General features: G+C 58.5%; 22 protein-coding genes and 1 pseudogene. 12 read left to right on the top strand and 11 right to left on the bottom strand.

The window, feature by feature from the left end:
* Positions 1 to 110: 110 nt before the first annotated feature.
* Positions 111 to 491: a winged helix-turn-helix transcriptional regulator gene (locus ACZ0AI_RS02145; protein WP_463564350.1), complete on the bottom strand. Its 381-nt coding sequence runs from the start codon at positions 489 to 491 to the stop codon at positions 111 to 113.
* Between the two features lie 85 nt (positions 492 to 576).
* Between ACZ0AI_RS02145 and ACZ0AI_RS02140 the strand changes: the two genes are divergently transcribed.
* From ACZ0AI_RS02140 to ACZ0AI_RS02120, 5 genes are all read left to right on the top strand, one after another.
* Entirely contained in the window at positions 577 to 1,638 is a 1,062-nt protein-coding gene (locus tag ACZ0AI_RS02140) for an SDR family oxidoreductase (protein ID WP_463564349.1), read from the top strand.
* Between the two features lie 215 nt (positions 1,639 to 1,853).
* Entirely contained in the window at positions 1,854 to 2,312 is a 459-nt protein-coding gene (locus ACZ0AI_RS02135; protein WP_463564348.1) for a GNAT family N-acetyltransferase, read from the top strand.
* A gap of 522 nt (positions 2,313 to 2,834) precedes the next feature.
* Positions 2,835 to 4,445, top strand: a complete 1,611-nt coding sequence (locus tag ACZ0AI_RS02130; RefSeq protein WP_463564347.1) for an AAA family ATPase — start codon at positions 2,835 to 2,837, stop codon at positions 4,443 to 4,445.
* Between the two features lie 28 nt (positions 4,446 to 4,473).
* Positions 4,474 to 5,469: a hypothetical protein gene (locus ACZ0AI_RS02125; protein WP_463564346.1), complete on the top strand. Its 996-nt coding sequence runs from the start codon at positions 4,474 to 4,476 to the stop codon at positions 5,467 to 5,469.
* Between the two features lie 269 nt (positions 5,470 to 5,738).
* The gene (locus tag ACZ0AI_RS02120) at positions 5,739 to 7,205 is read left to right on the top strand and encodes an alanine/glycine:cation symporter family protein (protein WP_463564345.1); all 1,467 of its coding nucleotides are present in this window, start codon (positions 5,739 to 5,741) and stop codon (positions 7,203 to 7,205) included.
* A gap of 130 nt (positions 7,206 to 7,335) precedes the next feature.
* On the opposite strand, the gene ACZ0AI_RS02115 is transcribed toward ACZ0AI_RS02120, so the two are convergent.
* Entirely contained in the window at positions 7,336 to 7,968 is a 633-nt protein-coding gene (locus ACZ0AI_RS02115) for a LysE family translocator (protein WP_463564344.1), read from the bottom strand.
* An 89-nt stretch (positions 7,969 to 8,057) separates the two neighbouring features.
* The gene (locus tag ACZ0AI_RS02110; protein WP_463564343.1) at positions 8,058 to 9,890 is read right to left on the bottom strand and encodes a sensor domain-containing phosphodiesterase; all 1,833 of its coding nucleotides are present in this window, start codon (positions 9,888 to 9,890) and stop codon (positions 8,058 to 8,060) included.
* A 284-nt stretch (positions 9,891 to 10,174) separates the two neighbouring features.
* Between ACZ0AI_RS02110 and ACZ0AI_RS02105 the strand changes: the two genes are divergently transcribed.
* Complete coding sequence (locus tag ACZ0AI_RS02105) at positions 10,175 to 10,954, top strand: substrate-binding periplasmic protein (protein WP_463564342.1); 780 nt, start codon at positions 10,175 to 10,177, stop codon at positions 10,952 to 10,954.
* Positions 10,955 to 11,019: 65 nt separating this feature from the next.
* Here ACZ0AI_RS02105 and ACZ0AI_RS02100 read toward each other — a convergent pair whose 3' ends face one another.
* Positions 11,020 to 11,340, bottom strand: coding sequence for a DUF1652 domain-containing protein (locus tag ACZ0AI_RS02100; protein WP_463564341.1), 321 nt, complete (start codon positions 11,338 to 11,340; stop codon positions 11,020 to 11,022).
* A 407-nt stretch (positions 11,341 to 11,747) separates the two neighbouring features.
* On the opposite strand from ACZ0AI_RS02100, the pseudogene ACZ0AI_RS02095 reads away from it, so the two are divergent.
* The 4 genes and pseudogenes from ACZ0AI_RS02095 to ACZ0AI_RS02080 all read left to right on the top strand — a co-directional run.
* Positions 11,748 to 11,906: pseudogene (locus ACZ0AI_RS02095) on the top strand (con-10 family general stress protein); the annotation flags it as partial.
* Between the two features lie 211 nt (positions 11,907 to 12,117).
* The gene (locus tag ACZ0AI_RS02090) at positions 12,118 to 12,339 is read left to right on the top strand and encodes a hypothetical protein (protein ID WP_463564340.1); all 222 of its coding nucleotides are present in this window, start codon (positions 12,118 to 12,120) and stop codon (positions 12,337 to 12,339) included.
* Positions 12,340 to 12,613: 274 nt separating this feature from the next.
* On the top strand, positions 12,614 to 13,015 hold the full coding sequence (locus ACZ0AI_RS02085; protein ID WP_463564339.1) for a DoxX family protein: 402 nt from the start codon (positions 12,614 to 12,616) through the stop codon (positions 13,013 to 13,015).
* A gap of 420 nt (positions 13,016 to 13,435) precedes the next feature.
* Positions 13,436 to 13,822 carry an NUDIX hydrolase gene (locus ACZ0AI_RS02080; protein WP_463564338.1) on the top strand — a complete coding sequence of 129 codons (387 nt, stop codon included), beginning with the start codon at positions 13,436 to 13,438 and terminating at the stop codon, positions 13,820 to 13,822.
* Between the two features lie 66 nt (positions 13,823 to 13,888).
* On the opposite strand, the gene ACZ0AI_RS02075 is transcribed toward ACZ0AI_RS02080, so the two are convergent.
* Positions 13,889 to 16,351: a PAS domain-containing hybrid sensor histidine kinase/response regulator gene (locus tag ACZ0AI_RS02075; protein WP_463564337.1), complete on the bottom strand. Its 2,463-nt coding sequence runs from the start codon at positions 16,349 to 16,351 to the stop codon at positions 13,889 to 13,891.
* A 129-nt stretch (positions 16,352 to 16,480) separates the two neighbouring features.
* Positions 16,481 to 17,371 (bottom strand): LysR family transcriptional regulator, encoded by an 891-nt coding sequence (locus tag ACZ0AI_RS02070; protein ID WP_463564336.1) that lies wholly within the window; start codon positions 17,369 to 17,371, stop codon positions 16,481 to 16,483.
* Positions 17,372 to 17,480: 109 nt separating this feature from the next.
* Here ACZ0AI_RS02070 and ACZ0AI_RS02065 point away from each other — a divergent pair, with 109 nt between their 5' ends.
* A complete protein-coding gene (locus ACZ0AI_RS02065) occupies positions 17,481 to 18,392 on the top strand; it encodes an NAD(P)-dependent oxidoreductase (RefSeq protein ID WP_463564335.1) in 912 nt (303 codons plus the stop codon).
* A gap of 34 nt (positions 18,393 to 18,426) precedes the next feature.
* On the top strand, positions 18,427 to 19,212 hold the full coding sequence (locus ACZ0AI_RS02060) for a 2-keto-4-pentenoate hydratase (RefSeq protein ID WP_463564334.1): 786 nt from the start codon (positions 18,427 to 18,429) through the stop codon (positions 19,210 to 19,212).
* A 37-nt stretch (positions 19,213 to 19,249) separates the two neighbouring features.
* On the opposite strand, the gene ACZ0AI_RS02055 is transcribed toward ACZ0AI_RS02060, so the two are convergent.
* From ACZ0AI_RS02055 to ACZ0AI_RS02035, 5 genes are read right to left on the bottom strand one after another with little or no spacing between them, the layout of a single operon-like run.
* Complete coding sequence (locus ACZ0AI_RS02055) at positions 19,250 to 21,193, bottom strand: response regulator (protein WP_463564333.1); 1,944 nt, start codon at positions 21,191 to 21,193, stop codon at positions 19,250 to 19,252.
* Positions 21,183 to 22,058, bottom strand: a complete 876-nt coding sequence (locus ACZ0AI_RS02050) for a sensor histidine kinase (protein WP_463569934.1) — start codon at positions 22,056 to 22,058, stop codon at positions 21,183 to 21,185. Before ACZ0AI_RS02050 ends, ACZ0AI_RS02055 begins: the two co-directional genes overlap by 11 nt.
* Complete coding sequence (locus ACZ0AI_RS02045; RefSeq protein WP_463566037.1) at positions 22,051 to 23,061, bottom strand: ATP-binding protein; 1,011 nt, start codon at positions 23,059 to 23,061, stop codon at positions 22,051 to 22,053. Before ACZ0AI_RS02045 ends, ACZ0AI_RS02050 begins: the two co-directional genes overlap by 8 nt.
* On the bottom strand, positions 23,058 to 23,462 hold the full coding sequence (locus ACZ0AI_RS02040) for an anti-sigma regulatory factor (RefSeq protein ID WP_225831196.1): 405 nt from the start codon (positions 23,460 to 23,462) through the stop codon (positions 23,058 to 23,060). Before ACZ0AI_RS02040 ends, ACZ0AI_RS02045 begins: the two co-directional genes overlap by 4 nt.
* On the bottom strand, positions 23,459 to 23,821 hold the full coding sequence (locus tag ACZ0AI_RS02035) for an STAS domain-containing protein (RefSeq protein WP_225831194.1): 363 nt from the start codon (positions 23,819 to 23,821) through the stop codon (positions 23,459 to 23,461). Before ACZ0AI_RS02035 ends, ACZ0AI_RS02040 begins: the two co-directional genes overlap by 4 nt.

Genomic DNA, 23,821 nt, shown 5'->3' with positions numbered 1-23,821 from the left:
CCCTCGGCGCGAAACGATAGTGGCCATCACTCGCTGTCGGCGCTGTGATCGATATTCGCCCCGAGGGCGGGGCTCCTACAGAACGTGAGCTGGCCAATGAGTGAGCATGATCAACGCCTGCGCGATGACTGTCTGGGCTGCAGCGCATCGAGAGCCGGTGCGTTCTGTCGGGCCCAGTCGTAGATCAATTCGATGGGCTCGACCAGCCGCTGGCCCAGCTCGGTGAGCGAGTAATCGACAGCCGGTGGCACGCTGTCGTACACCTGCCGATTCACCAGCCCGCTGGCTTCCAGCTCGCGCAGGGTCTGCACCAGCATTTTCTTAGAGATGCCCGGCAGGCTGCGGTGCAGCACACCCGCACGGGCGTTACCGCCGTGGCGGGCGTGCAAGGTATGCAGGATCATGCTCGTCCACTTGGTGGAAAACAGTTCCAGCACACGGCGCGGCGCGCAGTCCTCGCGCCATTGTTCTTCGGGGGATCCGGTTTGCATCGGGGTGGTTACCTTTTGGTGCCGTCTTGGTTTGAGTCTTCAGCATCGCTATGGTGCCAATGCTCTATCTGCGAAGGAATCTCTAATGACACATCACGCACTGGTTGTTGGCGCTAGCGGCATCGTTGGCAGCGCCACCTCCCGCCTGCTGGCCGATCAAGGTTGGCAGGTCACCGGCCTGGCCCGTAACCCCAAGGCCGCCGAAAACATCACCCCGCTGGCCGCCGACCTGCTCGACCCAGCCTCGCTGGCAAGCGCCCTTGAGGGGCTCAAACCCAGCCACGTGTACCTGACCACCTGGGCGCGCCAGGCCACCGAAGCGGAGAACATCCGCGTCAACTCGGCAATGATCCGTAACGTGCTCGACGCTTTGCGCGCTGCCGGCAGCGTCAAGCATGTCGCGCTGGTCACCGGGCTCAAGCACTACCTCGGCCCATTCGAAGCCTACGGCAAGGGCAGCCTGCCACAGACGCCGTTCCGCGAGGAACAGGGCCGCCTGGACGTGGAGAACTTCTACTACGCCCAGGAAGACGAAGTGTTCGCCGCCGCCAAGCGCGATGGTTTCACCTGGAGCGTACACCGCCCGCACACCATCACCGGTGTGGCAGTCGGCAACGCCATGAACATGGCGACCACCCTCGCCGTCTACGCCTCGGTCTGCCGCGAAACCGGTCGCCCGTTCCGCTTCCCCGGCTCGGCCGTGCAGTGGAACAGCCTGACCGACATGACCGACGCCCGCCAGTTGGCCAAGCAACTGCACTGGGCCTCGACCACTCCGGCAGCCGCCAACCAGGCCTTCAACATCGTCAACGGTGACGTATTCCGCTGGAGCTGGATGTGGCAGCGCATCGCCGAGTGGTTCGGCATCGAAGCCGCCGCTTTCGACGGCCAGCCTGCACCGCTGGAAGAACAGATGGCTGGGGATGCCGCAACCTGGCTGGAGCTGGTTGCCAAACACGATCTGGCCGAAGCAGACATCACCCGCCTGATCTCCCCATGGCACACCGATGCCGACCTTGGCCGACCCATCGAAGTGGTCACCGACATGTCGAAAAGCCGCAAGCTGGGCTTCCTCGACTATCAGGCCAGCGACGAAGCCTTCTTCGCCGTATTCGAGCACCTGCGCGAAGCCAAGCTGATTCCCTGAGCCTGGATCTGCGGGTAAGTTGGGAGCCATCGACTGCACGAGGTAGCACTCGTCACGATGCAACCAACCTACCCGGCAGAGTGCGCACTACGTCCATACGAAGCTATCATCCTGCCGATATCCAGACCGTGGGCGAATAAAGCGCAAGTGACAACCTGTCATGCCGCATTTCGCCAGAGGTCTCACGTGCCACTATCAGCAGGCTGATCCCGAACATGACGCGCATACAGCAAGCGACGCCCAACGACGTGCCAGCCCTACTTCCCTTAGTAGCCAGCTATTGGGACTTCGAAGGCATTACCGGCTTCGATCAAGCGCGCGTCACCACCCAACTCACTCGCCTACTCTCGACCCCGGAACTGGGGGCCGGCTGGATTGCGGTGGTGGACGGTGCCGCGGTGGGTTATCTGCTGGCCGTTCAGGTATTCAGCCTCGAATACCTGGGGCTAACCGCAGAGATCGACGAGTTCTTCGTGCTGTCATCTCAGCGTGGCAGCGGAGTTGGCGTAGAACTGCTGGCCGCCGCCGAGGCCGAATTCACACGCCGGGGCTACACCAAAATCGCGCTGCAACTGTCACGGGATAACGAGTCTGCGCGCAGGTTCTACCGCAGCCGTGGCTACGCCGACAGATCAGGCTATGAACTGCTCGATAAAGTGTTGATTGCTCAATAGGGCTCACTCCTGGCCCTATCTTCCAGGCGCGATATGGCCAACGCCGTACCGAGAGTGCTGCGTATGGATCTCTGCCCAGCAGCACCTCTCTCTGTTCATCTCATCAAAAACACGCAATTACTACCATCGGATGGCTTGCGTGATCCCCATCACATTGGCTAACGTCGCCCTTATTGATAGCGATACGCCATAGCTTCTTTTAGCGATCCCGTAGGAATCTCCCTTCAATAGGTACTCCACGGTGACTTGCAAGGAAGGCAGTCAGGGAAATGACATCTGTCGGTCGGCGACCGCAGACAGGGAAGTAATGAAGTGGCCAGACGTCGCAAAACCTCCGCATTCGAAGACCTTATCTCCATCGCCAGCCGCTTACCCTGGTGGCTCAACCTTTTGATGGCGCTGCTCAGTTTGCGTGGCTGTACGGCTACGACCCCACCCCGACCTAAAACATGTACTTCTTTAAAAATCACAAAGCCAAGCACCAAAAACCATTAAAAATCAACCTCTAAAGACACAGCCATAATGAATATATTAAATGCATTTGGAGTTAGAAACTTAAGAAGCTTCGGGAGTGAAAAAACGCTCATCCCCCAAAAGAAGATAAATGTTTATGTCGGTAAAAACAGCTGTGGCAAAAGCACGTTCCTACGCACATACCCCTTACTACGTCAATCAGTAGAGTCTGCTACACGATCACCTATCCTTTGGTATGGTGGGTATGTAGACTTCGGAGATTTCAGCACTGCACTACAAGATGGCGCGAAAGAAATATTCTTTGATTTCGATATGAATCTTGACATCACAGAAAGTCCTAGCTGGATGTGGGTACACAACGAGCTAAGCTCGGCGAACGAGTTTGAGTCAGAAGTACTTACCCATCAAAATATAACCTGCACCATCGGCCTTAAAAAAAGAAAGGACAAGGAAGCACCTATAACCTCAGTTAACTTCAAAATCGGAACGAGCACCGTAGAGCTAGTATACAGCGCAGAGGAAGTACTCTCATGCACATCTCGATGCCTAATAACAAACCACGAAGAAGAGTACTCACCAACAAGCGTATCTTTAAGCGGAGCTCTTATACCGAAAGAAGTCTGTTCTTACAGGGAGATAAATATAAAATCCGCAGGAACAGGAGGAATTCATAAAAGAATCGTTTCAGTGGATTTATTGGCCTCTGAGCCATTGACAAGAATGACACGCTACCTAGCAAAATTTCATCACAAGTCCAAACAAACCAGAAATATAAGACTCGCAATTCAACACATGCCAATCTCCTCCGGCGAGGAGCTCATATTCGCCTTGAAAGAGATCTTTGCTCGAGATAAATTTTTCTTAAAAAAATTAGACGAGAATAAAGAAGAGATATCTGCAATTTGCTATCAATTTCTTCTAACAAGCAAAATAAGCAGCTTCTGGAAAGCAACGGATAACTATTTATCTAATTTCTATCAAGGAGTTCGATATCTGGGCCCACTCCGCGCATCTGCGGAAAGGTTTTATCGACATCAAGACCTACAAATTGGCGAAATCGATCATACTGGCTCAAACCTACCCATGGTCATCAACTCCTTAGACTCGCGAAACAAAAGAGAACTTAGCGAATGGATCTTTGAAAATTTTGGATTTAAGTTAGAACTAGAAAATGCGGGACTACACTATGCTCTAAAAATCAAAGAAGATAGCGATGACCGTTACCACAACATTAGCGACATGGGATTTGGTTACTCTCAAATACTGCCGGTAATTGTTTCCATGTGGCTAGAGCTAGTCGAGAGAAAAAAATTCAGTTCAAACACCCCAGCTGCCAGACAGAAAAGGAAAAAACCAAGAACATTGGTTATTGAGCAACCAGAGCTACATTTACATCCAGCACTACAGTACAAATTTGGCGAGGCAATCGCTAAAGTTGCTGCTTTAGCAGAGGGTCAGTTTAGCGTTGTAATTGAGACTCACAGCAAACATTTAATTGATGCACTTGGTGCAGGAATTAGAAGTAAGCTGCTATCCGAATCTGACGTAACAATCTCTCTCTTTGAAAAGAAAAATGGAGTACCCACGAAAGTATCGCTATCCGGCTTTGATCCTGAGGGATACTTAATCGACTGGCCTGCCGGCTTCCTTTCGGCCTAACACCATGATAATTATAATCCGAGAGAGCGTGGACTTCTCCACCAACACTAACGAAAAACTCAGAGCAATAGACAATCTTCTTTGCGCATACGGAGAGGGAAGTCATATAATATGGATGCCAATAGAGGCAGTGCAATCTCTTTTAGATGAACACCGGCTTAGCGCTTATTCAAAACGTGTGATTTACGAATTAAAAAGCGAGATCATTGAAACTCGGAGAATCGAAGAAAACTTTGATTTCCACGCTGAAATCGATTTCAAAAACCCTAACAGACTAGACTTTACAAAAGAGAAGATCACAATTGGCTACAGAAAAATAATAAACTCATCAGCGCTTCAGCAAAGCGCCATATTAACTGAAAACTTTTTAGACTCTAAAATTCTCAGCAAATTTGCCGAAATATATCTTTTAAGAAAAAAGCTTTTAAGTGGCTGCAAACTAAGCATAACTCATATACTGGGAGGCGGCAGCACTACATACAACTGTTTCTTAGACCTAAAAAACAATGAAAGACTATTCATTTGCCTTATAGATCGAGACCAAGATCATCCAAACGGAAAACTGGGCTCCACTGCAAAGAGATTCACACAAGAAACCAAAGGAATGCACGCAAAATACTACTTTGACTTACTCCCCAGCCACGAAATAGAAAACTTAATTCCACATACATTGCTAGAAGAAATTTTGGGCACGAATTTTGAGATGGGATTAGTATTTAGAACGCCTGAATGCGAAAAAGTCAGACTATACCCTGATCATAAAACCGGGATGACTGTTAAATATGCAAAGCAGCTTGATGCCAAGCATAACAAAAGATTCTACCAGCCGTTTTACCAGCACCCAGATAATATATGGATATGCGCCCCAATGGGAGAATCTCTACTGGAAGATACTGTAAATTACTCGGAAAGTATAAGCGTACATAAACTATCAGAAAAGATAGGCCCATTTGATGAAAATCTACTTACATTGTCCCGTCTGATTGCCTCTTGGGGCATAGGCATGAAGCGCTCATTAGCCTGAGCAGAACTGAGTTTATACAGGGCAGCAGTGCTTAATCGCGACGAAACAGTTGCCCTCAACTCATTGCACCAAAAAAATCAAATATCTTAGCTATCCCCTTGCAACTATTAAACCTGAACCATCCCGCCCTTTCCTGCCCTAAGCAGTACCGCTGCGGGTAAGGGAAATGGGCTTATCGGCCTGCCGTCAGCGGCGTCGGGTTTGGGGATTTGGGCGGATTGCCCTATCCTCGCGCCCCTTCGAATAAAGACGACCAAAGGAAGACGCCTGTGTCTGCGTTGCTCGATGCCTTCTCCGGCCTGCTCTGGACTTACCTCGCGATTCCCATGCTGCTGCTTAGCGGCGTCTATCTGACCTACATGTGTCGTGGCGTGCAGCTGCGGATGATCCCCGAAATGTTTCGGGTCATCCTCGAGAGCAACCATGGCGACAAGGAGGCGATTTCCTCCTTCAAGGCCTTCACCATTTCCGCTGCGTCACGGGTCGGCACCGGCAATATCGCCGGGGTAGCCACGGCGATTGCCCTCGGTGGGCCGGGTGCGGTGTTCTGGATGTGGGTGGTGGCGCTGCTCGGCGGCGCTACGGCATTCGTGGAGTCGACGCTGGGGCAGTTGTACAAGTCCGACAAGCAGTACCGCTACCACGGCGGCCCGGCCTATTACATCCAGCGGGCCCTAGGCTGGCGTTGGCTGGCGGTGACCTTCGCGGTAATGATCAGCATCACCTATGGCCTGGTGTTCAACTCGGTGCAGGCCAATTCCATCGTCGATGCCATGCAGACCTCGTTCGGCGGCGAAGGCGGTAGCGAGACACTGGCGTGGGGCATCGGCATCGTGCTGACGGTGCTGACCGGCCTGATCATCTTTGGCGGTGTGCAGACCATTTCCAAGGTATCGGTGACCGTGGTGCCGGTGATGGCGGTGCTGTATCTGGGGATAGGCGCGCTAGTCATCATCATGAATATCGGCCGGGTGCCGGCCATGTTCGGCGAGATTTTCACCCATGCCTTCGGCATTCGCGAGATAGCCGGTGGCGGCATCGGCGCGGCGATCATGATGGGCATGCGCCGCGGTCTGTTTTCCAACGAAGCGGGTATGGGCTCGGTGCCCAATGCCAGTGCCACGGCGTCGGTATCCCACCCGGTCAAGCAGGGCCTGGTGCAGACCCTGGGTGTGTACTTCGACACCATGGTGATCTGTACCATGACGGCGATCATCATTCTGCTCGCCGATCCCAGCCACGCCTACGGTGATGAAACCATGGGGGCAAGCCTCACGCAGTGGGCGCTGGCCGAACAGCTCGGCAACTGGGCCATTCACTTTCTGACCTTCGCCATTCTGATGTTCGCCTTCACCTCGGTGATCGGCAATTACTACTACGGCGAGTCGAACATCCAGTACATGTTCGGCAGCAAACTGTGCCTGAACCTGTTCCGTGTACTGGTGCTGGCATTCGTATTGATTGGCTCGGTAGCCAAGGTATCCGTGGTCTGGTCGATGGCTGACGTGTTCATGCCATTGCTGGCACTGACCAACCTGATCGCTATTCTGCCCTTGGCCGGCATCGTCATTCGGCTGCTCAAGCACTACAACGAGCAACGCCGTCAGGGTGTGGAGCCGGTGTTCCACCGCGACGATATGCCGGATCTGAAGAACATCGAATGCTGGGACGGCAGCGATCGCACCACCTGCGCAGAAACTTACAGCGACTCAGCGACGAAGACGCTGAAGAACTAAATCGGCGCCATCGACCTGGCGAGGGTGGTTTCAGCGGTGATGCTTACGCTTGAAACACCTCTCGCGGGAAGAATGTGGCGCTGATCAGAACGACCTGCCCTGCCCCCCACAAGTACGACCAGATACCGTCTTACAACGCGCGCGTATTGAGCAGTCGCACGCCCAAACCAATGAACAGCGCACCAGTAAGACGTTTGATCGCAGCGACCCACTGCGCGGCCCTGAGGCGTTTGCTGAAGCGAAACGCGGTGTAGCAGTACACCGAGTGCACGACGATCACGATTGCCGCGATGGTCAGGTACATCACCAGAAACTGCCCGACGATGGAGCGCCCCGGTTGCAGGAACTGAGGCAGGAACGCGCAGAGAAAGATCAGGGTTTTGGGGTTGCTCGCCGAGACCAGAAACGCCTCGATGCCGATCCGCCATTTCGAGACAGGCCCGCTGGGTATCACCACAGCGGTGTTAGTGGCAGTAGCGCTACGGCTTAACAACTGGCGCACGCCCAGGTAGATCAGGTAGCTGGCACCCACTACCTTCAAGGCCAGAAAAGCCGAAGGCACGGCAATGAGCAGCGCGCCCACACCAAGCGCGACGCCGGTGGTCACCAATAGCTGTGCAGCCAGATTACCGACCAGGGTCGCCTCCATGGCAGACGGCCCATGGCGCAATGCGTTGCGCACCACCAACAGCACATTCGGCCCGGGAGTCAGCGTGGTGGCCAGGTAAGCCAGGAAGAAGGTGAACCAGAGGTGCAGGGCCATGGTGAAGGCTCGTGATGGGAAGGCGCCTGCCGATGCTATCAGTTCACAGCGGCAGGTGGATTGCCTGAGTAGCCCTCATACGCTCAGGGTCATACGCCTGGAAATGGGCAGGTTCCAATGCCCTGCCCACGCGCAGACGCATCGCCTGTATGGCCCTGCTGCAGCCAGTCCAGCAGCGCTGGCACTTCCAGCGGCCGAGAGATGTAGTAGCCCTGAGCCTCCTGACAGCCCCACTCACGCAGAACCTGCAGGGTTCGCTCGGTTTCGATGCCTTCAGCGACCACCCGCTGGCCCAACTCCGTGGCCAGGCTGATCAACGCGCGAACGATGTTCCAGTCCTTCTGCCCGGGGCGCAGGTCGTCCATGAACGAACGGTCGAGTTTTACCGTGTCAGCCGGGATGTCGCGCAGGTACGACCAGTTGCTGTAGCCGCTGCCGAAGTCATCGATAGCGATTTCCACGCCAATCGCCTTGAGGCGTTCGAGCTGTGAGATCACCACCGAGAAATCACCGACCAACGCGCTCTCGGTGAATTCCACTTCCAGGCAGGAGCCATCAAGCTCATGGCGAGCCAGCAAGCGGATGATTTCGTCGGCCAGGTGATCGTTGTTGAGATCCGCAGCGGAGACGTTGATTGCCACCTTGAGGTCGAGGCCGATCTGGCGCCAGGCGATGATCTGGCTAATCGCCTGGTTGATGACCCAGAAACTGACGGCGTGGATCAGCGCGGTTTTCTCGGCCAGGGGAATGAATTCGGCAGGGCCGATTTCGCCCAGCGTCGGATGCGCCCAGCGCAATAACGCTTCGACGGACAGACAAGCACCGCTGTGCAGGTCAACACGCGGCTGGAACACCAGGCGCAGCTGATCATCAGCGCGCACCGCGTCAGCCAGGTCGTTGAGCAGACGGGTGCTGCGTTGCTGCGCGGCATCCATCTGCTGATCGTAATAGGCCCAGCCGCAGCCCGAGGAGCGCGCTTCGTCGGCCGCACAGACGATCAGGCGCATCCAGTCAGCGGGCTGCTCATTGGCGCTCATGCGCAGCACGCCCACACCGATCTGCGGCAATACAGGTAGCCCCTGACAGTGAATCGGTTTGCTGAATGCTTCGACCAGTTGCGCAAACACGTCTTCGGCCTGCTCGTGCTGGCTAGTAGGTACGCTGCAGGCGAAACGCAGCGCGCTGATCTTGTAAAGCTCCCAGCCGGGCGGCAGCAATGTACGCAGGGTGTCTCTCACCGCCAGGGTGAAGTCGGTGAGAAAACGAAAGCCGAGAGATTTGAGCATGTCATTGAGCTGTACCGGCGAAACCAGCTCGATGGCCACGGCGAGCGGGCTGTCGCCCCTGCTCAGGGCATCGGTGATGTCTTCGTCCAGTTTGGCGTGGTTGAACAAACCGGTAGCACCGTCGGTATAGGCTGCTGCCCGCATCTCATTGAGGCGGCTCATCGCCAGGCGGCCCATCTGCTGCAGCATGGCCATGTCGTCCGCCGACATCGGCGGCCGTGGCTGGGTATCGATCACACACAGGTTGCCGAGGATAAGGCCATTATCGAGCGCCAGAGGCACACCCGCGTAATAGCGAATACCAGGGTCGCCGGTGACCAGCGGGTTGTAGCGAAACCGCTCGTCCCGCGTGGCGTCGCACACTTCCACGCTCTCGCCGATCGCCACGCTGTAGGCGCAGAACGAATCGCTGCGTGGTGTTTCCTGCAGCTCGGTGCCCACCCGGGCGCGGAACCACTGGCGCTTGCGGTCAAGGATGGTGATCAGCGAGATGGGCGCCTTGAAGTACATCGCGGCCATCTTCACCACTTCGTCGAGAAAGGGATCGGTGCTCTGTTCGAGGAGGCACGGATGCTTATCGAGCAGTGCCTGCCGGCTCAACTCATTCAAGGGAAGGGGTGGATTGGGTGCCAGCATCGTTCTTTTCTCGCTTGCTGCTTAAAACGTGATCGTGGTTCGTTTACACAAACAGCACGATAGATGATAACGAAATGACATCACAACGCGTATAGAGTTGCGACTAAGTAACCGACCGTTGGGCGGCTAGGAACGATACGCATCAATAACGTACGGTTTATCCGGCTCGCACATGCCGGGCGACGTGCTGCCATTGATGAATATCGGATACCAGTCGACAGCAATCCACCCTGGCGCGGTTTTAAACTCGCCCTCTTTTCAACACGGATGTTCATGAGGTTCCTATGAAGCGTTGCAGCGTGCTGTATGGCTGCGCTCTGCTGATGATGCTGTGGTGCAACGCAGGCTTGGCGCAGCCGCTGCTAGGCGGCGGCGCGCAGTGGCATCCCTACAGTTATCAGGATAATGACGGGCAGGCCAAGGGCATCGCCGTCGACATCGTGCGCAAGGTCATGGCGCAGAACGGCCACGAGGTGGATTTCGTCTTCTACCCGGCCAACCGCCTCAACCGGCTCCTTGACGAAGGCCGCCTGGATCTCAATTACGCCGACTCACCGCTCTGGAACACGGCGGATGCCGGCAAACGCTTCGTGTATTCGCAGCCGTATTTGCAGATTCGTGAGTACCTGTACTTTTTGAGCGACCACCCGGCGCGCCTGTTGCCACTTGAAAAGCTGCAAGGGCTGCGCATTGGCATTGTGCGCGGGTATGCCTACCAGAGCCTGGAAACCGCCTTTAAAGATAAGCGGCTGGTGAAAGTTGAAACCTCGCGAGAACCTGCACTGCTGGACTTGCTGATGCTTGGCCGGGTCGACGCCATCGCAGTGGTGGACGACGTGTTCGCCGAACTGCTCACCGCTCGCCACCTCGATCAGGGACGCTTCCCCCGAGGGGTAGAACTGAGCAATGCGCCCCTGGTCATCAAGCTGCAACGCCAACACGCGAACCAACTGCCTGGGTTGAACGCCGCTTTGCAGAGGCTGATCCGCAGCGGGGAGGTCGAGCGTATCCGGCGCAGTTATCTGCTCAACCTGAACGAGCAACGCGGCAAGGCAGCGGATTGAGAGGGATAACGCAGGTCTTCAGTGGCTGACACCCGGCCTGAAGGCCACTCAGCCGAGTTTCTCAATCACCCCTGAATCGACCTCTTCGAGGGTAATGACGCATGCCCGCGTTTGTTTAAAGGAAGGCTGTCGTTTCCAACCTTAGGCGTGTCAGCGACCGCGCTGGCGTGCTCGAGCGCCCGCCTCAGGCGCAACACCAACTGCGAAATGCTTCGCGAACTGGAGAGCTCCGAGCGATTGATACCCGTCGCATTCAGGAGCACCCGTTCATCATCAGACGCACGAATCTGGATCGTTACCGTGTCGTCAGCCTCGATACTGCATCGGCAGCCCAGCGGTAAAAAAGCAGCCTCAACGATCTGCCGTTGTTCCAAAATGGACATCATCACCGTTCACCTCTCGATTAAATGGCTTTCGTTCCGCGCAAATAAGCTGGCGCTGTTTTTTTGTCGGCTTGATAACGAAGCTGCAAAAAATACTTAGGACACTTGGTATATTTCAGGCAACTAGGTTAGTGCATCAGCAATGCCAGAAACTTTTCTAATGAAAACAACATGCATCGAAAAATAACTCATGCACTTTGCAAGGAGAACAGTACCTACTCCGGCTTTTTGCACGATCACTTGCAACGCTTTAGTTACCTGCGAAGTGTCGCTATTTCCTCGTGCACCGACCGCCTGTCTTATAGTGAAATATTTCGCTAGAACGAAGCGCTTGAAAGTTGCTTAGTACCCATGAGGGCAGTCCTCTTACCCCCATGCATGAGGAGATAACAATGACCAATAGCAACCCTGGCAACTTCGCGAATGATCGTGCAAAAGCATCGGAAGCCGGTCGTAAAGGTGGCCAGCACAGTGGCGGAAACTTTGCCAATGATCGCGTAAAGGCGGCAGAAGCAGGCCGTAAGGGCGGGCAGAACAGCCATGGCGGTGGCGGTAAGCGCTCGTCCTAGTTGAGGACGGCAAAGGCCCACCACATGCGGGCCTAGCCTTTGGCGCCTGCTCGACCCAAGCCGACATACAGCCTGCCAGACAGGCTTGGCTAACCAGGGTATCAGCGAGCGTATCGCCAACCCCATTAGCGCGTTACCAGCGTACTTTTATAGCCAGGTCATTTTTAACCTGAACACACCCTACAGCTACCGCACTCGAAGAATAAACAAAATGATCAAGACACGCTGCTTGGACGCAATTTACGCACTCTACAACTTCATCAATCCGATTACTGAACAGAAATCGATTGAAACACCCTACCTGATGACAATCGAGCTCACCCATCCGCTAACAATGGAATCGCTCACCATCACCGGCATCCCTTGTTTCGAAAACAAAGATGCTCTGGAAATCCTCGAAGTTCTGCCGACCCTCGAAACGCGAGCCATGTAAGCCGCCTCTATCTCTTTTGGCTTCATGGCCTCAATCAAACCATGAAGCGCTGAACGCCTGCCGTTTTCCATAAACAACATATCCTGTTGGGTATTGTTGTTTATGGAAAACAATGCATACGCAGCCGTAAAAAGCAGCTCATCAAAAAGCATCGACACCTCCCCCGGCAACTTTCCAATCAAAACAAAGCGAGCGGGTAAAGAAGCGCACAACCATACAAGACACTGCCCCCGGCCAGGCTCAAAGTGGCACCTCTTTTGACTGGAGGTTTGCCATGCACCCTACCTCGGTACATGAACGCAGCGACTGGGCGCTGCTCTTTCTGCGTGTCGCCGGCAGCCTGCTTCTGCTGGCGGTACACGGTTTGCCGAAGCTGCTGAACGTGCCGGCAGAGCTCGGCCTGATCGAAGACCCGCTGGGTCTGGGCCCAGCGATAACCCTCAGCCTGGCACTGTTCGCCGAGGTGGTGTGCCCGCTGCTGATAATTCTCGGGCCGTTCACCCGTCTCGCCAGCTTGCCGATCCTGGCAGTACTGCTGGTTTCTCTGGCGCTGGTGCACCCCGAATGGAGCTTGGCCGAGGGGCAGTTCGCTTGGCTGCTGGCAATTATCTTCACCACATTGGCGATCAGTGGCCCTGGTCGTTTTGCCCTAGGCAGGCGTCTGCCCTTCCAGTAACGCCCCACTGCTCTGGCTGCCGCGCCGGTCGCGGCCAGCCGGAGCCCATAAGCACACTCCTACGATGCCCCTTCCAGAAAGTCAGCCTGTCGACCTGCTTGTTAGGCCGCAATGACATTCAAACCGCCACCACGCACCTCGCGAACTTGCCAAGAAGCCCATTCTTGAACCTTCGTATCGCGCTTCCGGGGTAAGCCCGACGCCCCTGCCGGTGCTTGCTGCGCACGAAATCCAACACCGGCAGGTGACAAGCGTGATGCACTCGACGTGCACGTGACGATATTTCTGAAATCATCGTCGCAAGCGTCTGCCATGCGGTTATCACACGAGCGCAATTAAAGAGTAGGCTGCAGAAACAGTCCGAACTTTTTAGCGTTTCGGCACCCTGTATGAACACTGCACACCAAGTCTGGAATACCCATGATCAAATCCGCCAAACACCGCGCTACCGTCATCTGCCACCAGCACGGCAAGGTGCTGCTGGTGCGCAAGGCAGAAGCGAAATGGACACTGCCGGGCGGCAAGATCGAAGCCAACGAACACCCGGCCGAAGCGGCGCTTCGCGAACTGTTCGAGGAAACCGGGCTGGACAGCCAGGCGCTGGAGTTCCTCGCCCTGCACGAGTTCGACAGCCGCCCGCATCATGTTTTCCGTGTGACGGTGCCAGAAGCCCTGAACGCCAGGCCGCAGAACGAGATCGCCGACTGCCGCTGGTTCTCCTCGGTCGACCTGGACAAGGACGTCAAGAAGCCCTCACGCAAACTGCTCGAACTGTATTTTGCCGAGAGTTGCCTGCAACAGGCGTGACAGCACCTTTCCCGTAGGCAGTAAAACCGCTGCACTGGGTACACAACTAATCAAGGTAAGGCCGGCTCAGCCCAACCTGTCGCCCGCGATCATCTCGTGGATGCGGTTGGCCACCGCTTCCATGGTGAAGGGCTTGGTCAGCAGGCGCATGCCGGGGGCCAGGTGGCCGTTGCCGATCACCGAGTTCTCCGCATAGCCGGTAATGAACAGCACCTTGAGTGCCGGCCGCTCGATGCGCGCCAGGTCAGCCAGTTGCCGACCGTTCATGCCACCGGGCAGGCCGACATCCGTCACCAATAGATCGATGCGCATATCGGATTGCAGAATCTTCAGTCCCGCTGCTCCGTCTCCAGCTTCCAGTGTGGTGTACCCCAGTTCCTCAAGCACCTCGACGACCAGCATCCGAATGGCCGGCTCGTCGTCGACCACCATGATGGTTTCCCGCGAATCGGTACGCGCGTTGGTCGACTGACTGGTGGGCTCGGTCTCCTCTTCGTCGCTGTCGTAGTAACGCGGTAGGTACAGGCACATGGTGGTGCCCTGACCGACTTCGGAATAGATGCACACCTGCCCGCCGGACTGGCGCACGAAACCGTACACCATCGACAGCCCGAGGCCAGTGCCCTCGCCCATCGGCTTGGTGGTGAAGAACGGCTCGAAGGCCCGTTCGATCACCTCCTCGCTCATGCCGGTACCGGTATCGGTGACGCACAGCGACAGGTACTGGCCCGGCGGCACGTTGCGCCCGCGGGAGGCGTACTCGTCGATCCACTTGTTGCCGGTTTCGATGGTCAGGCGGCCGCCATTGGGCATGGCATCGCGGGCATTCAGGCACAGATTGAGCAGCGCGTTTTCCAGCTGCGGGCCGTCGATGAAGCTCGACCACAGGCCGGCAGCCAGCGCCACTTCGGTGGTGATGTGTGGCCCCACGCTGCGCCGTATCAGTTCCTCCATGCCGACCACCAGGCGATTGACGTTGGTCGGTTTGGGGTCGAGGGTCTGCCGGCGAGAGAAGGCCAGCAGCCGATGGGTCAGCGCCGAGGCGCGCCGTGCGGCACTCTGCGCGGCGCTGACGTAGCGATCGACATCGCTCAGGCGGCCCTGGCTGAGGCGCATCTGCAACAGCTCCAGGGAGCCACTGATACTGGTCAGCAGGTTGTTGAAGTCGTGGGCGATGCCGCCGGTCAACTGCCCGACCGCCTCCATCTTCTGCGACTGGCGCAGGGCATCTTCCACCACACTCAGGCGCGCTTGCTCGCGCAGGCGCTCGGTGATGTCGTAGACGAACTGGTAGGCGCCAATCTGGCGACCGTCGCTGTCGTTCAAACGGCTGAAATGCATTTCGTAGTGGCGTGTGCCTTCTGCGGCCTCGAAGGGCACCACCACATCGAACTCTTCACCGGCCAGCGCACGCTCCCAGGGCGCGAGCACGGCAGCCAGGTTCTCGGGCTGATCGGCGAGGTTGTCCTTCATGCTGTCGCCGATCTGCGGACACACGCCGAAGACCTGCTCGAACTCGCGCATGCCCGAGCCGTTGATGGCGATCCAGCGGTAATCGAAGCCCATGATGAAGATCAGCGCATTGGCACTATCCACGACCCCGGCGAGCACCCGACGCGCCTCGTTGGCATCGCGCACGCGCAGTTCCAGGGTTTCGTTGAGCAGGCGCAGCGACGCCTCGGCGCTCTTGCGCTGGGTGATGTCCTGAAACAGCACCGCGACCTGCTTGCGACTCGCCGGGCCGACACGAAAGGCGCTGATTTCCAGATGTCGGCCCGTGGCGACCAGCTCCTGTTCGAAGCGGATCGACTCGCCGGTGTGCAACACATGGCCGTAGCGTGCAACCCAGCTGTCCGCCTCCTCACCGACCATCTCGCGCAACTTCTGGCCGACCACGTTGCGGATACCCGCGTGTTCGGCATAGGCCGGGTTGGCCTCAATGTGGATGTAGTCGCTGAGCGGGCCATGAGGGCCGTCGAAGAATTCGATAACGCAGAAGCCTTCGTCCATGGTGTTGAACAGAAATTCGTAACGCTCGCGCTCCTGAGCGAACGCGTTCTCCACGCGACGCTGCTCGGCGATGTCGATTTCCTGGACGAAGATGCCGTCGACCTGGCCATGGGCATCGAACTGCGGCAGGTAGAGAAAGTCCAGTTGATAGCCGTCTTCACCGAGCACCTGGAAATTGCGTGCGCGCACCGGGCGACCGCGCCGGTAGGCCTCCTCCATCAACTCGATGAAACGCCGCTCGATGCGCCCGGCGAGCACCTCTCGTGCTGATTTGCCCGTCACATCGCCCAGGCCCAGCACGCGCTGATAAGCCGGGTTGATGTGCTCGAAGCGCAGCTGCTCGCCGCGCAGCACGGCCATCGCCGCCGGCGCCTGCTCGAAGATCTTCTGGAACTGGATCTCGCGATCGACAGCCCAGCCCTGGCCTTCGGATGCTGCCAGGCTGGCTTTAAGTTGGGCGTTTTCGTCTTCGAGTGCTTGCAGCCGCTGCCGAAGCGCTTCGGCGTCATCAGATATCACGATAGGAACCGAGCAGGCAGGGAAATGGGAGCCAAGCGAAGCGCCATTGAATCCTGTCTCGGTACTTTTTGCCACTACTGCAAGCAGCTTCCCCGGTAAGCGTAACGGCGCGACCTGTCGGCAATCCGCTCAGTCCGTCGCGCGCCCGAAGAAGCCTGCATGCTGGGCGAATTCGACGAAGCGTCGATTGGCCAGCGACAGGTATTCGTTGGCCCGCCAGCACAGCCTGAAGCTCATCACTTGCGCCGGCTCGAAGGGCACACCGACGATACCGGGTTCGCCCTGCTGTACCGAGCGCAACAGGGTGGAAATGCCCAGCCCATCGAAGGTCGCCCGGGTCACCAGGGACACGAAGTTGCTTTGCAGGGCGATGCGGTAGGTCACTCCACCCTCAGCGCAAAATGCATCGAGCAGGTGGCGCTGCAGAAAGCTCTGGTCGAACACCACCATATCCACATCCTGCAGACGTCCTGCCGGCAATCGAGCCTCACCGGCGAGGGGGTGCTGTTCGTTCATGCACAGCACCATTTCGTCAGTGCCGAGCAGTACCGAATCCCAAGCGCCGCTCACCCGGCGTGATTCGAGCAGGGCGAGGTCGATCTGCCGCGCCTCGAGCAGCCGGCCGATCTCGTCGGCACTGCCCTCGAGCACGCTCATGACGATGCCCGGATACGCCTGGCGAAAGGCGCTGAGCAGCTCCGGCATGTAATGGATGCCGAACATCGGTGGCACGCCGAGGCGTATCTCGCCGCGTTGCAGATCGGCCATGTCATCCAGTTCCTGGCGCGCCATATCCAGTTCCAGCAGCGCCTTGGCGACACGTTCCAGAAACACCTGACCTTCGGCGGTCACGGTGATCTGCCGCGCGGCGCGGTTGAAGAGCACCACACCCAACTCGTCTTCGAGGCGGGTCACGGCCATGCTCAGTGCTGGCTGGGCGATATGCATCGCCTCGGCCGCTCTGGTGAAGCTGCCCAGCCGGGCAATTTCCACACAGCACTTCAACGCTCTCAGGTTCACGGCACAGCCCCATAACAATTTGTGATGCAAGGCATCATAACAATATATTTCTCATGATGAGCCGACCCTCCTAGCATGGCCGCCAGTCCATCGGTCAGGAGCTCCCGCCATGCCTATCGCCTTTATCGGTCTCGGACAGATGGGTCGGCCGATGGCCATCAATCTGCTCCACGATCACCCTGGTCTGCTGGTCAGCTCAGCCAGTGGCCGCGCCTACCCCAAGTTGACCGGCCTGGGCGCACAAGCCACCGATGATCGTCGACGCCTGGCGCAATGCGATCTGGTCTTTCTGTCCCTACCCAATGCAACAGTGATCAGGGAACTGCTGTTCGCGGCAGACGGCCTTGCACAGTGGATGCGCCCGGGAAGCATCGTCGTCGACACCAGCACCGTCGATTACCAGCAAACCCTGGCGATCGAAAGCGAGCTGGCAACACGTGGCATCCACTTCATGGATGCTCCGGTATCCGGCATGCCGTCACGGGCGGCCGACGGTACCCTGACCATCATGTGCGGCGGCAGCGAGGCTTTGTTCGCGGATGTGCAGCCGTACTTGCAGAGCATGGCCACGACCATCATGCACATGGGCGCAGCGGGTAGCGGCCAACTGACCAAGCTGATCAACCAGTTGCTCTACGACATCAATTGCGCGGCGCTGGCGGAAATTCTGCCAATGGCGGTCAAGCTCGGCCTGGATGCCGAGAAGGTCAGCGCCGTGGTCAACAACGGCACCGGGCGCAGCCATGCGTCCAGCTATTTTCTGCCACACATACTCGCCGGCCGCTTCGACAGCGCCTACCCGCTCGATCACGCCTACAAGGACCTCTCCAGCGCAGCACACCTCAGCGCCGACCTGGGCATTCCCCTGCCGCTGCTCTCGGCTGCCACAGCGATCTACCAGACGGCTTTGCTGCAAGGCCATGGCAGCGACGACAAGGGCGCCATGATCAAGGTCTACGAACGACTGCTGAACGTGGAATTTCGCGCCGCGCCTGCGACCGCGCACGTAGCGCCCACTTAGCCTCATTGACTTTCATTACCCACCAGGAGCCCCCATGCAAAACGATGCATTCGACCCCGTTGCTACCGCTGCACTACTGCTGAAAACCTGGCGCGCTGCAACGCTGCTCGACAGCCTGCCCGTCGCGCTGCGCCCACATACGGTGCAGCAGGGTTACGACGCGCAGGACTGCCTGTTCAAGGCAGCGGGCGGCACCCGAGCCGGCTGGAAACTGGGCGTTGGCAGCCCCGCGGCCATGCGTGCGGCGCAGCTGTCGCGGCCGTTGGTGGGCCAGCTGGAGGCGGCTCGCTGCCACCCCAGCGGCGCACGGCTTCAGCTACCCGTGAATGGGCCACTGACCATCGAATGCGAGATCGCCTTCGTGCTCGCCCGGGATATCGAGCCGCTGCCGGGCCGTAACGTGCAGCCCGATGACATCAGCCATACCTGCCTGACCTTCGAGGTGGTGCGCTCACGCTTCATCGACCGCAAAAGCGTCGGCTGGCCAAGCTTCACGGCGGACAACGTCGGCTTCGAAGCGCTGATCATCGGCACGCCCGCCTGCACAGGCCTCGACATGCAGGTACTGCGCGAACTCGCGCAAACGACGGTGGTACACCTGAACGGCGAGCCCAAAGCGCGCACGCTGCACGGCGATGCCGCCACCGACCCGCTGCAATCACTGGCCGCCCTCTACGCCCACGCCGCCGAACGCGGCGAGACGATGCGCGCTGGCGACATCGTGTCCACCGGCGCGCTGTGCGAACCCTTCGATATCAGCGGTAGCGGCCATGAACTGGCGGTGCGTTATCTGGGCGAGGAGCTTCGCTTTTGCTGTTGACGAGGACAGACGAGGCGAACGCCGCCCTGGCTGAAAATCAGACCTCAGGAAGCGAGCGACGCACCTTGTCGAGCAGCTCGCTCATCTTGAACGGCTTGGTCAGCAGCTCCATGCCGTTGTCGAGGAACACCTGGCGGTTGATGGCGTTCTCGGCATAGCCGGTCATGAACAGAATCGACAATTCAGGGCGCAGCTTGCGCGCCGCTTCGGCCAGTTCGCGACCGTTCATGCGCGGCAGGCCGACGTCGGTCAGCAGCAGGTCGATGACCGCATCGCTCTGCAAATGGGCCAACGCAGTCTCCACGTCTTCGGCTTGAGTGCAGCGGTAACCGGCCTCCTCCAGCACTTCGCAGACGAAGGCTCGCACCGTGGCTACGTCTTCGACGATCAGTACATGCTCGCCAGCGCCGCGCTGCTCAACCTGCTCAGCATCGTTCTCGATGACGACCGGCTCGCTACTGGCCGGCAGCATGATGGTGACTTCCGTACCACGCCGGGTCGCGCTGCGAATGCTTGCGTTGCCGCCGGACTGGCGAGCGAAACCGTAGATGGTCGACAGCCCAAGGCCAGTGCCCTGCCCCACCGGTTTGGTGGTGAAGAAGGGATCGAAGACCTTGTCGATCAGCGCGTGATCGATACCACTGCCGTCGTCGCGTACCGATAGCGCGATGTAGATGCCGTCAGCCAGGTTTGGATCGCCGCTGGAGTGGGCGGTGTAAGTGCTGACCCAGATATTGCCGCCATGAGGCAGCGCATCCCGGGCGTTGATCACCAGGTTGAGCACGGCGCTTTCCAACTGGCTGGGGTCGACCAGGGCAATGGCCGGCTTGCCGGTCAGTTCCAGGGTCAGGGTGATCTGTTCGCCGATGGTGCGCACCAGCAGCTCTTCCAGCGAGCGCACACGTTCGTTTACGTCGACGGCGCGGTTGTCGAGGGGCTGCTTGCGGGCGAACGCGAGCAACCGATGAGTCAGCGCAGCCGCACTCATCGCCGAGCTCAGCGCAGCCTCGGTATACAGCTGCACACGGTCGAGACGCTGTTCGGCAACCCGTTTCTGAATCAGCTCCAGGCTGGTGATGATGCCAGTGAGCATGTTGTTGAAGTCGTGGGCGATCCCACCGGTGAGGTTGCCCAGCGCTTCCATTTTCTGCACCTGCAGCAACTGTGCTTCGGTGCGGGCGCGTTCGGCAACTTCGCGGGCCAGCCTGCTGGTGGCGTCGTCCAGCTGCGCCAAGTGCAGGCGCTCGCGGCGACGGTGCTCGGTGACGTCTTCGACGAACACCAAACTCAGTTCCGGGGTGCGGTACGGTGACACCTGCCACTCGGTTTCCCGGGTTTCGCCCTTTACTTGCATGTTCAGCGAACCTTTCCAGCGCTCACCGGCTTTCAACCGCAGGCGCAACTCATCGAGCAGCTCACTCTGGTCAGCGGTAAAGCACTCGCTCAACGCCTGGGTATCGTGGTTGTCCTGGGTCAGTTGAGCAAAGGCATGGTTGCACTCGTGGATCTTGAAGCTCGAATCGAGCACGGCAATCGGCGCCGAGACGTTGGCGAAAATCTCTCGAAAACGCGCTTCGCTTTCCCGCAAGGCATGTTCGGTATCACGTACCCGCAACAGCGTGCGCAGGGTCGCCAGCAGTACGTCAGGGTCTACAGGATGCACGAGATAGGCATCGGCACCGGCCTCGAGGCCGGTGATGATGTCGCCTGTCTGGATCGACGCCGCCGACACGTGGATCACCGGCAGCAGCGCCGTACCTGGTTCGGCGCGCAGAATGCGGACGATATCGAAGCCACTCATGTCCGGCAGGTTGACGTCGAGAATCAGCGCGTCCGGCGACTCGTTGCGGATCAGCACCAGCCCGTCGCTGCCGGTGCCGGCCTCCAGCACCCGATAACCATGCTGCTCAAGGCGCCTGCGCAAGGCATAGCGGGTAGCAACATTGTCATCGACGATCAGCAAGCGCAGATCAGGCTTCATCGGCGGCTTCCTGGGCAATCGCCAACGGGATGATCACGAAGAACACCGACCCGACGCCTGGTTCGCTTTGCACACCGACCTCACCACCGAGCAACGCCGCAAAGCGTTTGCACAGGGAAAGCCCCAGGCCGGTGCCACGCAGGCGTTTCTGCAGCGGTAAGTCGACCTGAGAGAAGTCTTCGAACAAGGTGCCGTGCAGCTCGGGGGCGATGCCAATACCCGTGTCGCTGACCGCGAAGCGCACCCGGTCGGTGCCCTCCAGGCGAGCGGATACCCGCACTTCGCCGCGGGTAGTGAACTTCAGGGAGTTGGCGATGAAATTACGCAGGATCTGCGCCAGCTTCTTGTCGTCGGTGAACAGCCGCGGCAAGCCCACCGGCTCCTCGAAAATCAGATCCACGGCGCTGGCATCGACGATTGGCCGGAACATGCCACGCAGCGCCGAGAACAGGTCGAACATATCGAACCAGGCTGGCGAAATGCTGATGCGTCCGGCCTCAATCTTGGCCAGGTCGAGCAGGTCATCGACCATGTCGCTGAGCTCGCGCGCCGCCGTGCTGACGAATGCCACCTGGCGGTGCTGCTCAGCGCTCAACGGACCGTCCAGCTCGTCGGTGAGCAAGCTGGTGATGCTCAGGATCGAGCCCAGCGGCGTACGGAATTCGTGGCTCATGTAAGACAGAAAGCGGCTCTTCAAGTCCGATGCCTGGCGCAACTCGTCGGCCTGGTTGTCGAGTTCGGCATACAGAGCGAGCACACCCTGGTTGGTTTCATCGAGCTCTTCGCGCAGCGCAGCGCTTTCGCCTTGCAAGCGGGCAATCAGCGCGGCCTGCTCGGCGTGGGTAAGGTCAGTGGGCTCAACCATGAGCAGCCTCCAGGGCAATGACCACGACAGTGACATCGTCACGGCCGCGGCAGAAATCTCGGTGCAGCACAGCGGCGATCACGGCAGGATGGCAATGCACCAGACCGGGATAGTCTTTCAGGTTCCAGCGCGACTGCAGGCCGTCGCTGTGCAGAATCAATAGCTGACCGTTGATCTCGTCAAAATCGAAAGGACGGGCCTTGCGGTATTGGCCACCGACGATGCCTGGGTGCGATGCCAGCCCACGGGACTTCTCGGTGCTGATCAGCGTGGCGCTGATATTGCCGACACCGACAAAGCGCAAGGTGCCGTTGTCGAGCAGTGCCTGGGCGATGGCCACCGCACCGCCACGTGTGCCGTTCATGGCGTGGTGGAGCTCTTCGAGCAGCATGACCGAATCGCTGAACGGCGCCAGCGCGAAGGCACGCTCTCCAGCCAGCGCGGCGCGCTCGGCTTCTTCACCGTGGCCAAGCCCGTCGATTACCAGGGCGCTGATAGCGCCGTCCTGGGCAGCCAGGTGCCAGACGTCACCGCAGGCCGGGTCGTCGTGCAGCGAATGCTGGCTGACGCCGAAGCGCCAGTCCGGCCGCTTGTCCGTGCGCGAATAGAAGCGTGCCAGCAGCACTGCACCGCGCGCATCGGCGTACACGTCGAACACCTCTGCCTGCCGTGAGACCGCGCCAAGCCCGATGCCTTGGGTGCCGCCGGTGGAATAGCCGTCAGCCAGACAGGCGTTCAGGTCGAAGCCCTGGCCACGATCCACGGCGAGCACCTCAATGCCAGCGCCGCTCGGGCGTGGTACCACCCGCAAATGCAGCTCACCGTGTCCGGCATGCTTGAGCAGGTTGCTCGCCAGCTCGGTGGTCACCAGGGCGACACGACCGGCATCGGTTTCATCGAAGCCCTGCTGCTCGGCCAGTTTCTGTGCGGTACGCCTGGCGTGACCAACTTGGCTGTTGTCGTCGATGGGCAGAACCTGGGTCAGGCTGCCGCTGATAGTCATGTCCATCGGGTGATCGTGATTCGCGTGCCTTCACCGGGTGCGGTGTCCAGTTCGAATTCGTCGACCAGACGCTTGGCGCCGGTCAGGCCGAGACCAAGGCCGTTACCGGACGTCCAGCCATCGGTCATCGCGAGCTTCAGGTCGGGAATGCCTGGGCCTTCGTCGCGAAAGGTCAGGCGCAGGCCAACCCGGGCGCTGTCTTCGAGCACCTGCCAGTCCATGTCACCGCCGCCGCCATAGACCATGGTGTTACGCGCCAGCTCGCTGACCGCCGTGACCAGCTTGGTCAGGTCGATCAAGCGCATGCCGCACTCGGTGGCCAGCTTGCGTGCGGTCTGGCGCGCCAATACCACGTCCTGCTCGATGTTGATCGGTTGGGTACCGCTGCTGCGTACGATCATTGTTGAGCTACTCGTTCCCGCAGCAACTTCATCCCACGATCAACGTTCAGCGCGGTGCTCACGCCCGGCAAGGTCATGCCCAGTTCCACCAGGGTGATCGCCACCGCAGGCTGCATGCCGACCAGCATGGTTTCGGCATCCATGATCTTCGACAGCCCGGAGATGGTGCCGATCATTCGGCCGATGAACGAATCGACCATGTCCAGCGCGGAGATGTCGATCAGCACGCCACGGGCCGATGTCTTGCTGATCAGCTCGGACAGATCGTCCTGCAGGGTCAGGGCAAGCTGGTCATGCATGTCGACCTGAATGGTCACCAGCAGGAACTCGCCCATCCGCAAAATCGGAATGCGTTCCAT

The organism is Pseudomonas sp. AC355, from assembly GCF_979258205.1.
The sequence above is the reverse complement of the archived record's forward strand: the minus strand, read 5'-3'. Positions and strand labels throughout refer to the sequence as shown.

Coding starts and splice junctions, on each gene's coding strand:
- ACZ0AI_RS02145 (WP_463564350.1), bottom strand. CDS start 491: ATGCAAACCGGATCCCCCGAAGAACAATGGCGCGAGGACTGCGCGCCG.
- ACZ0AI_RS02140 (WP_463564349.1), top strand. CDS start 577: ATGACACATCACGCACTGGTTGTTGGCGCTAGCGGCATCGTTGGCAGC.
- ACZ0AI_RS02135 (WP_463564348.1), top strand. CDS start 1,854: ATGACGCGCATACAGCAAGCGACGCCCAACGACGTGCCAGCCCTACTT.
- ACZ0AI_RS02130 (WP_463564347.1), top strand. CDS start 2,835: ATGAATATATTAAATGCATTTGGAGTTAGAAACTTAAGAAGCTTCGGG.
- ACZ0AI_RS02115 (WP_463564344.1), bottom strand. CDS start 7,968: ATGGCCCTGCACCTCTGGTTCACCTTCTTCCTGGCTTACCTGGCCACC.
- ACZ0AI_RS02110 (WP_463564343.1), bottom strand. CDS start 9,890: ATGCTGGCACCCAATCCACCCCTTCCCTTGAATGAGTTGAGCCGGCAG.
- ACZ0AI_RS02105 (WP_463564342.1), top strand. CDS start 10,175: ATGAAGCGTTGCAGCGTGCTGTATGGCTGCGCTCTGCTGATGATGCTG.
- ACZ0AI_RS02100 (WP_463564341.1), bottom strand. CDS start 11,340: ATGATGTCCATTTTGGAACAACGGCAGATCGTTGAGGCTGCTTTTTTA.
- ACZ0AI_RS02090 (WP_463564340.1), top strand. CDS start 12,118: ATGATCAAGACACGCTGCTTGGACGCAATTTACGCACTCTACAACTTC.
- ACZ0AI_RS02085 (WP_463564339.1), top strand. CDS start 12,614: ATGCACCCTACCTCGGTACATGAACGCAGCGACTGGGCGCTGCTCTTT.
- ACZ0AI_RS02080 (WP_463564338.1), top strand. CDS start 13,436: ATGATCAAATCCGCCAAACACCGCGCTACCGTCATCTGCCACCAGCAC.
- ACZ0AI_RS02065 (WP_463564335.1), top strand. CDS start 17,481: ATGCCTATCGCCTTTATCGGTCTCGGACAGATGGGTCGGCCGATGGCC.
- ACZ0AI_RS02060 (WP_463564334.1), top strand. CDS start 18,427: ATGCAAAACGATGCATTCGACCCCGTTGCTACCGCTGCACTACTGCTG.
- ACZ0AI_RS02055 (WP_463564333.1), bottom strand. CDS start 21,193: ATGAAGCCTGATCTGCGCTTGCTGATCGTCGATGACAATGTTGCTACC.
- ACZ0AI_RS02050 (WP_463569934.1), bottom strand. CDS start 22,058: ATGGTTGAGCCCACTGACCTTACCCACGCCGAGCAGGCCGCGCTGATT.
- ACZ0AI_RS02045 (WP_463566037.1), bottom strand. CDS start 23,061: ATGACTATCAGCGGCAGCCTGACCCAGGTTCTGCCCATCGACGACAAC.
- ACZ0AI_RS02040 (WP_225831196.1), bottom strand. CDS start 23,462: ATGATCGTACGCAGCAGCGGTACCCAACCGATCAACATCGAGCAGGAC.
- ACZ0AI_RS02035 (WP_225831194.1), bottom strand. CDS start 23,821: ATGGAACGCATTCCGATTTTGCGGATGGGCGAGTTCCTGCTGGTGACC.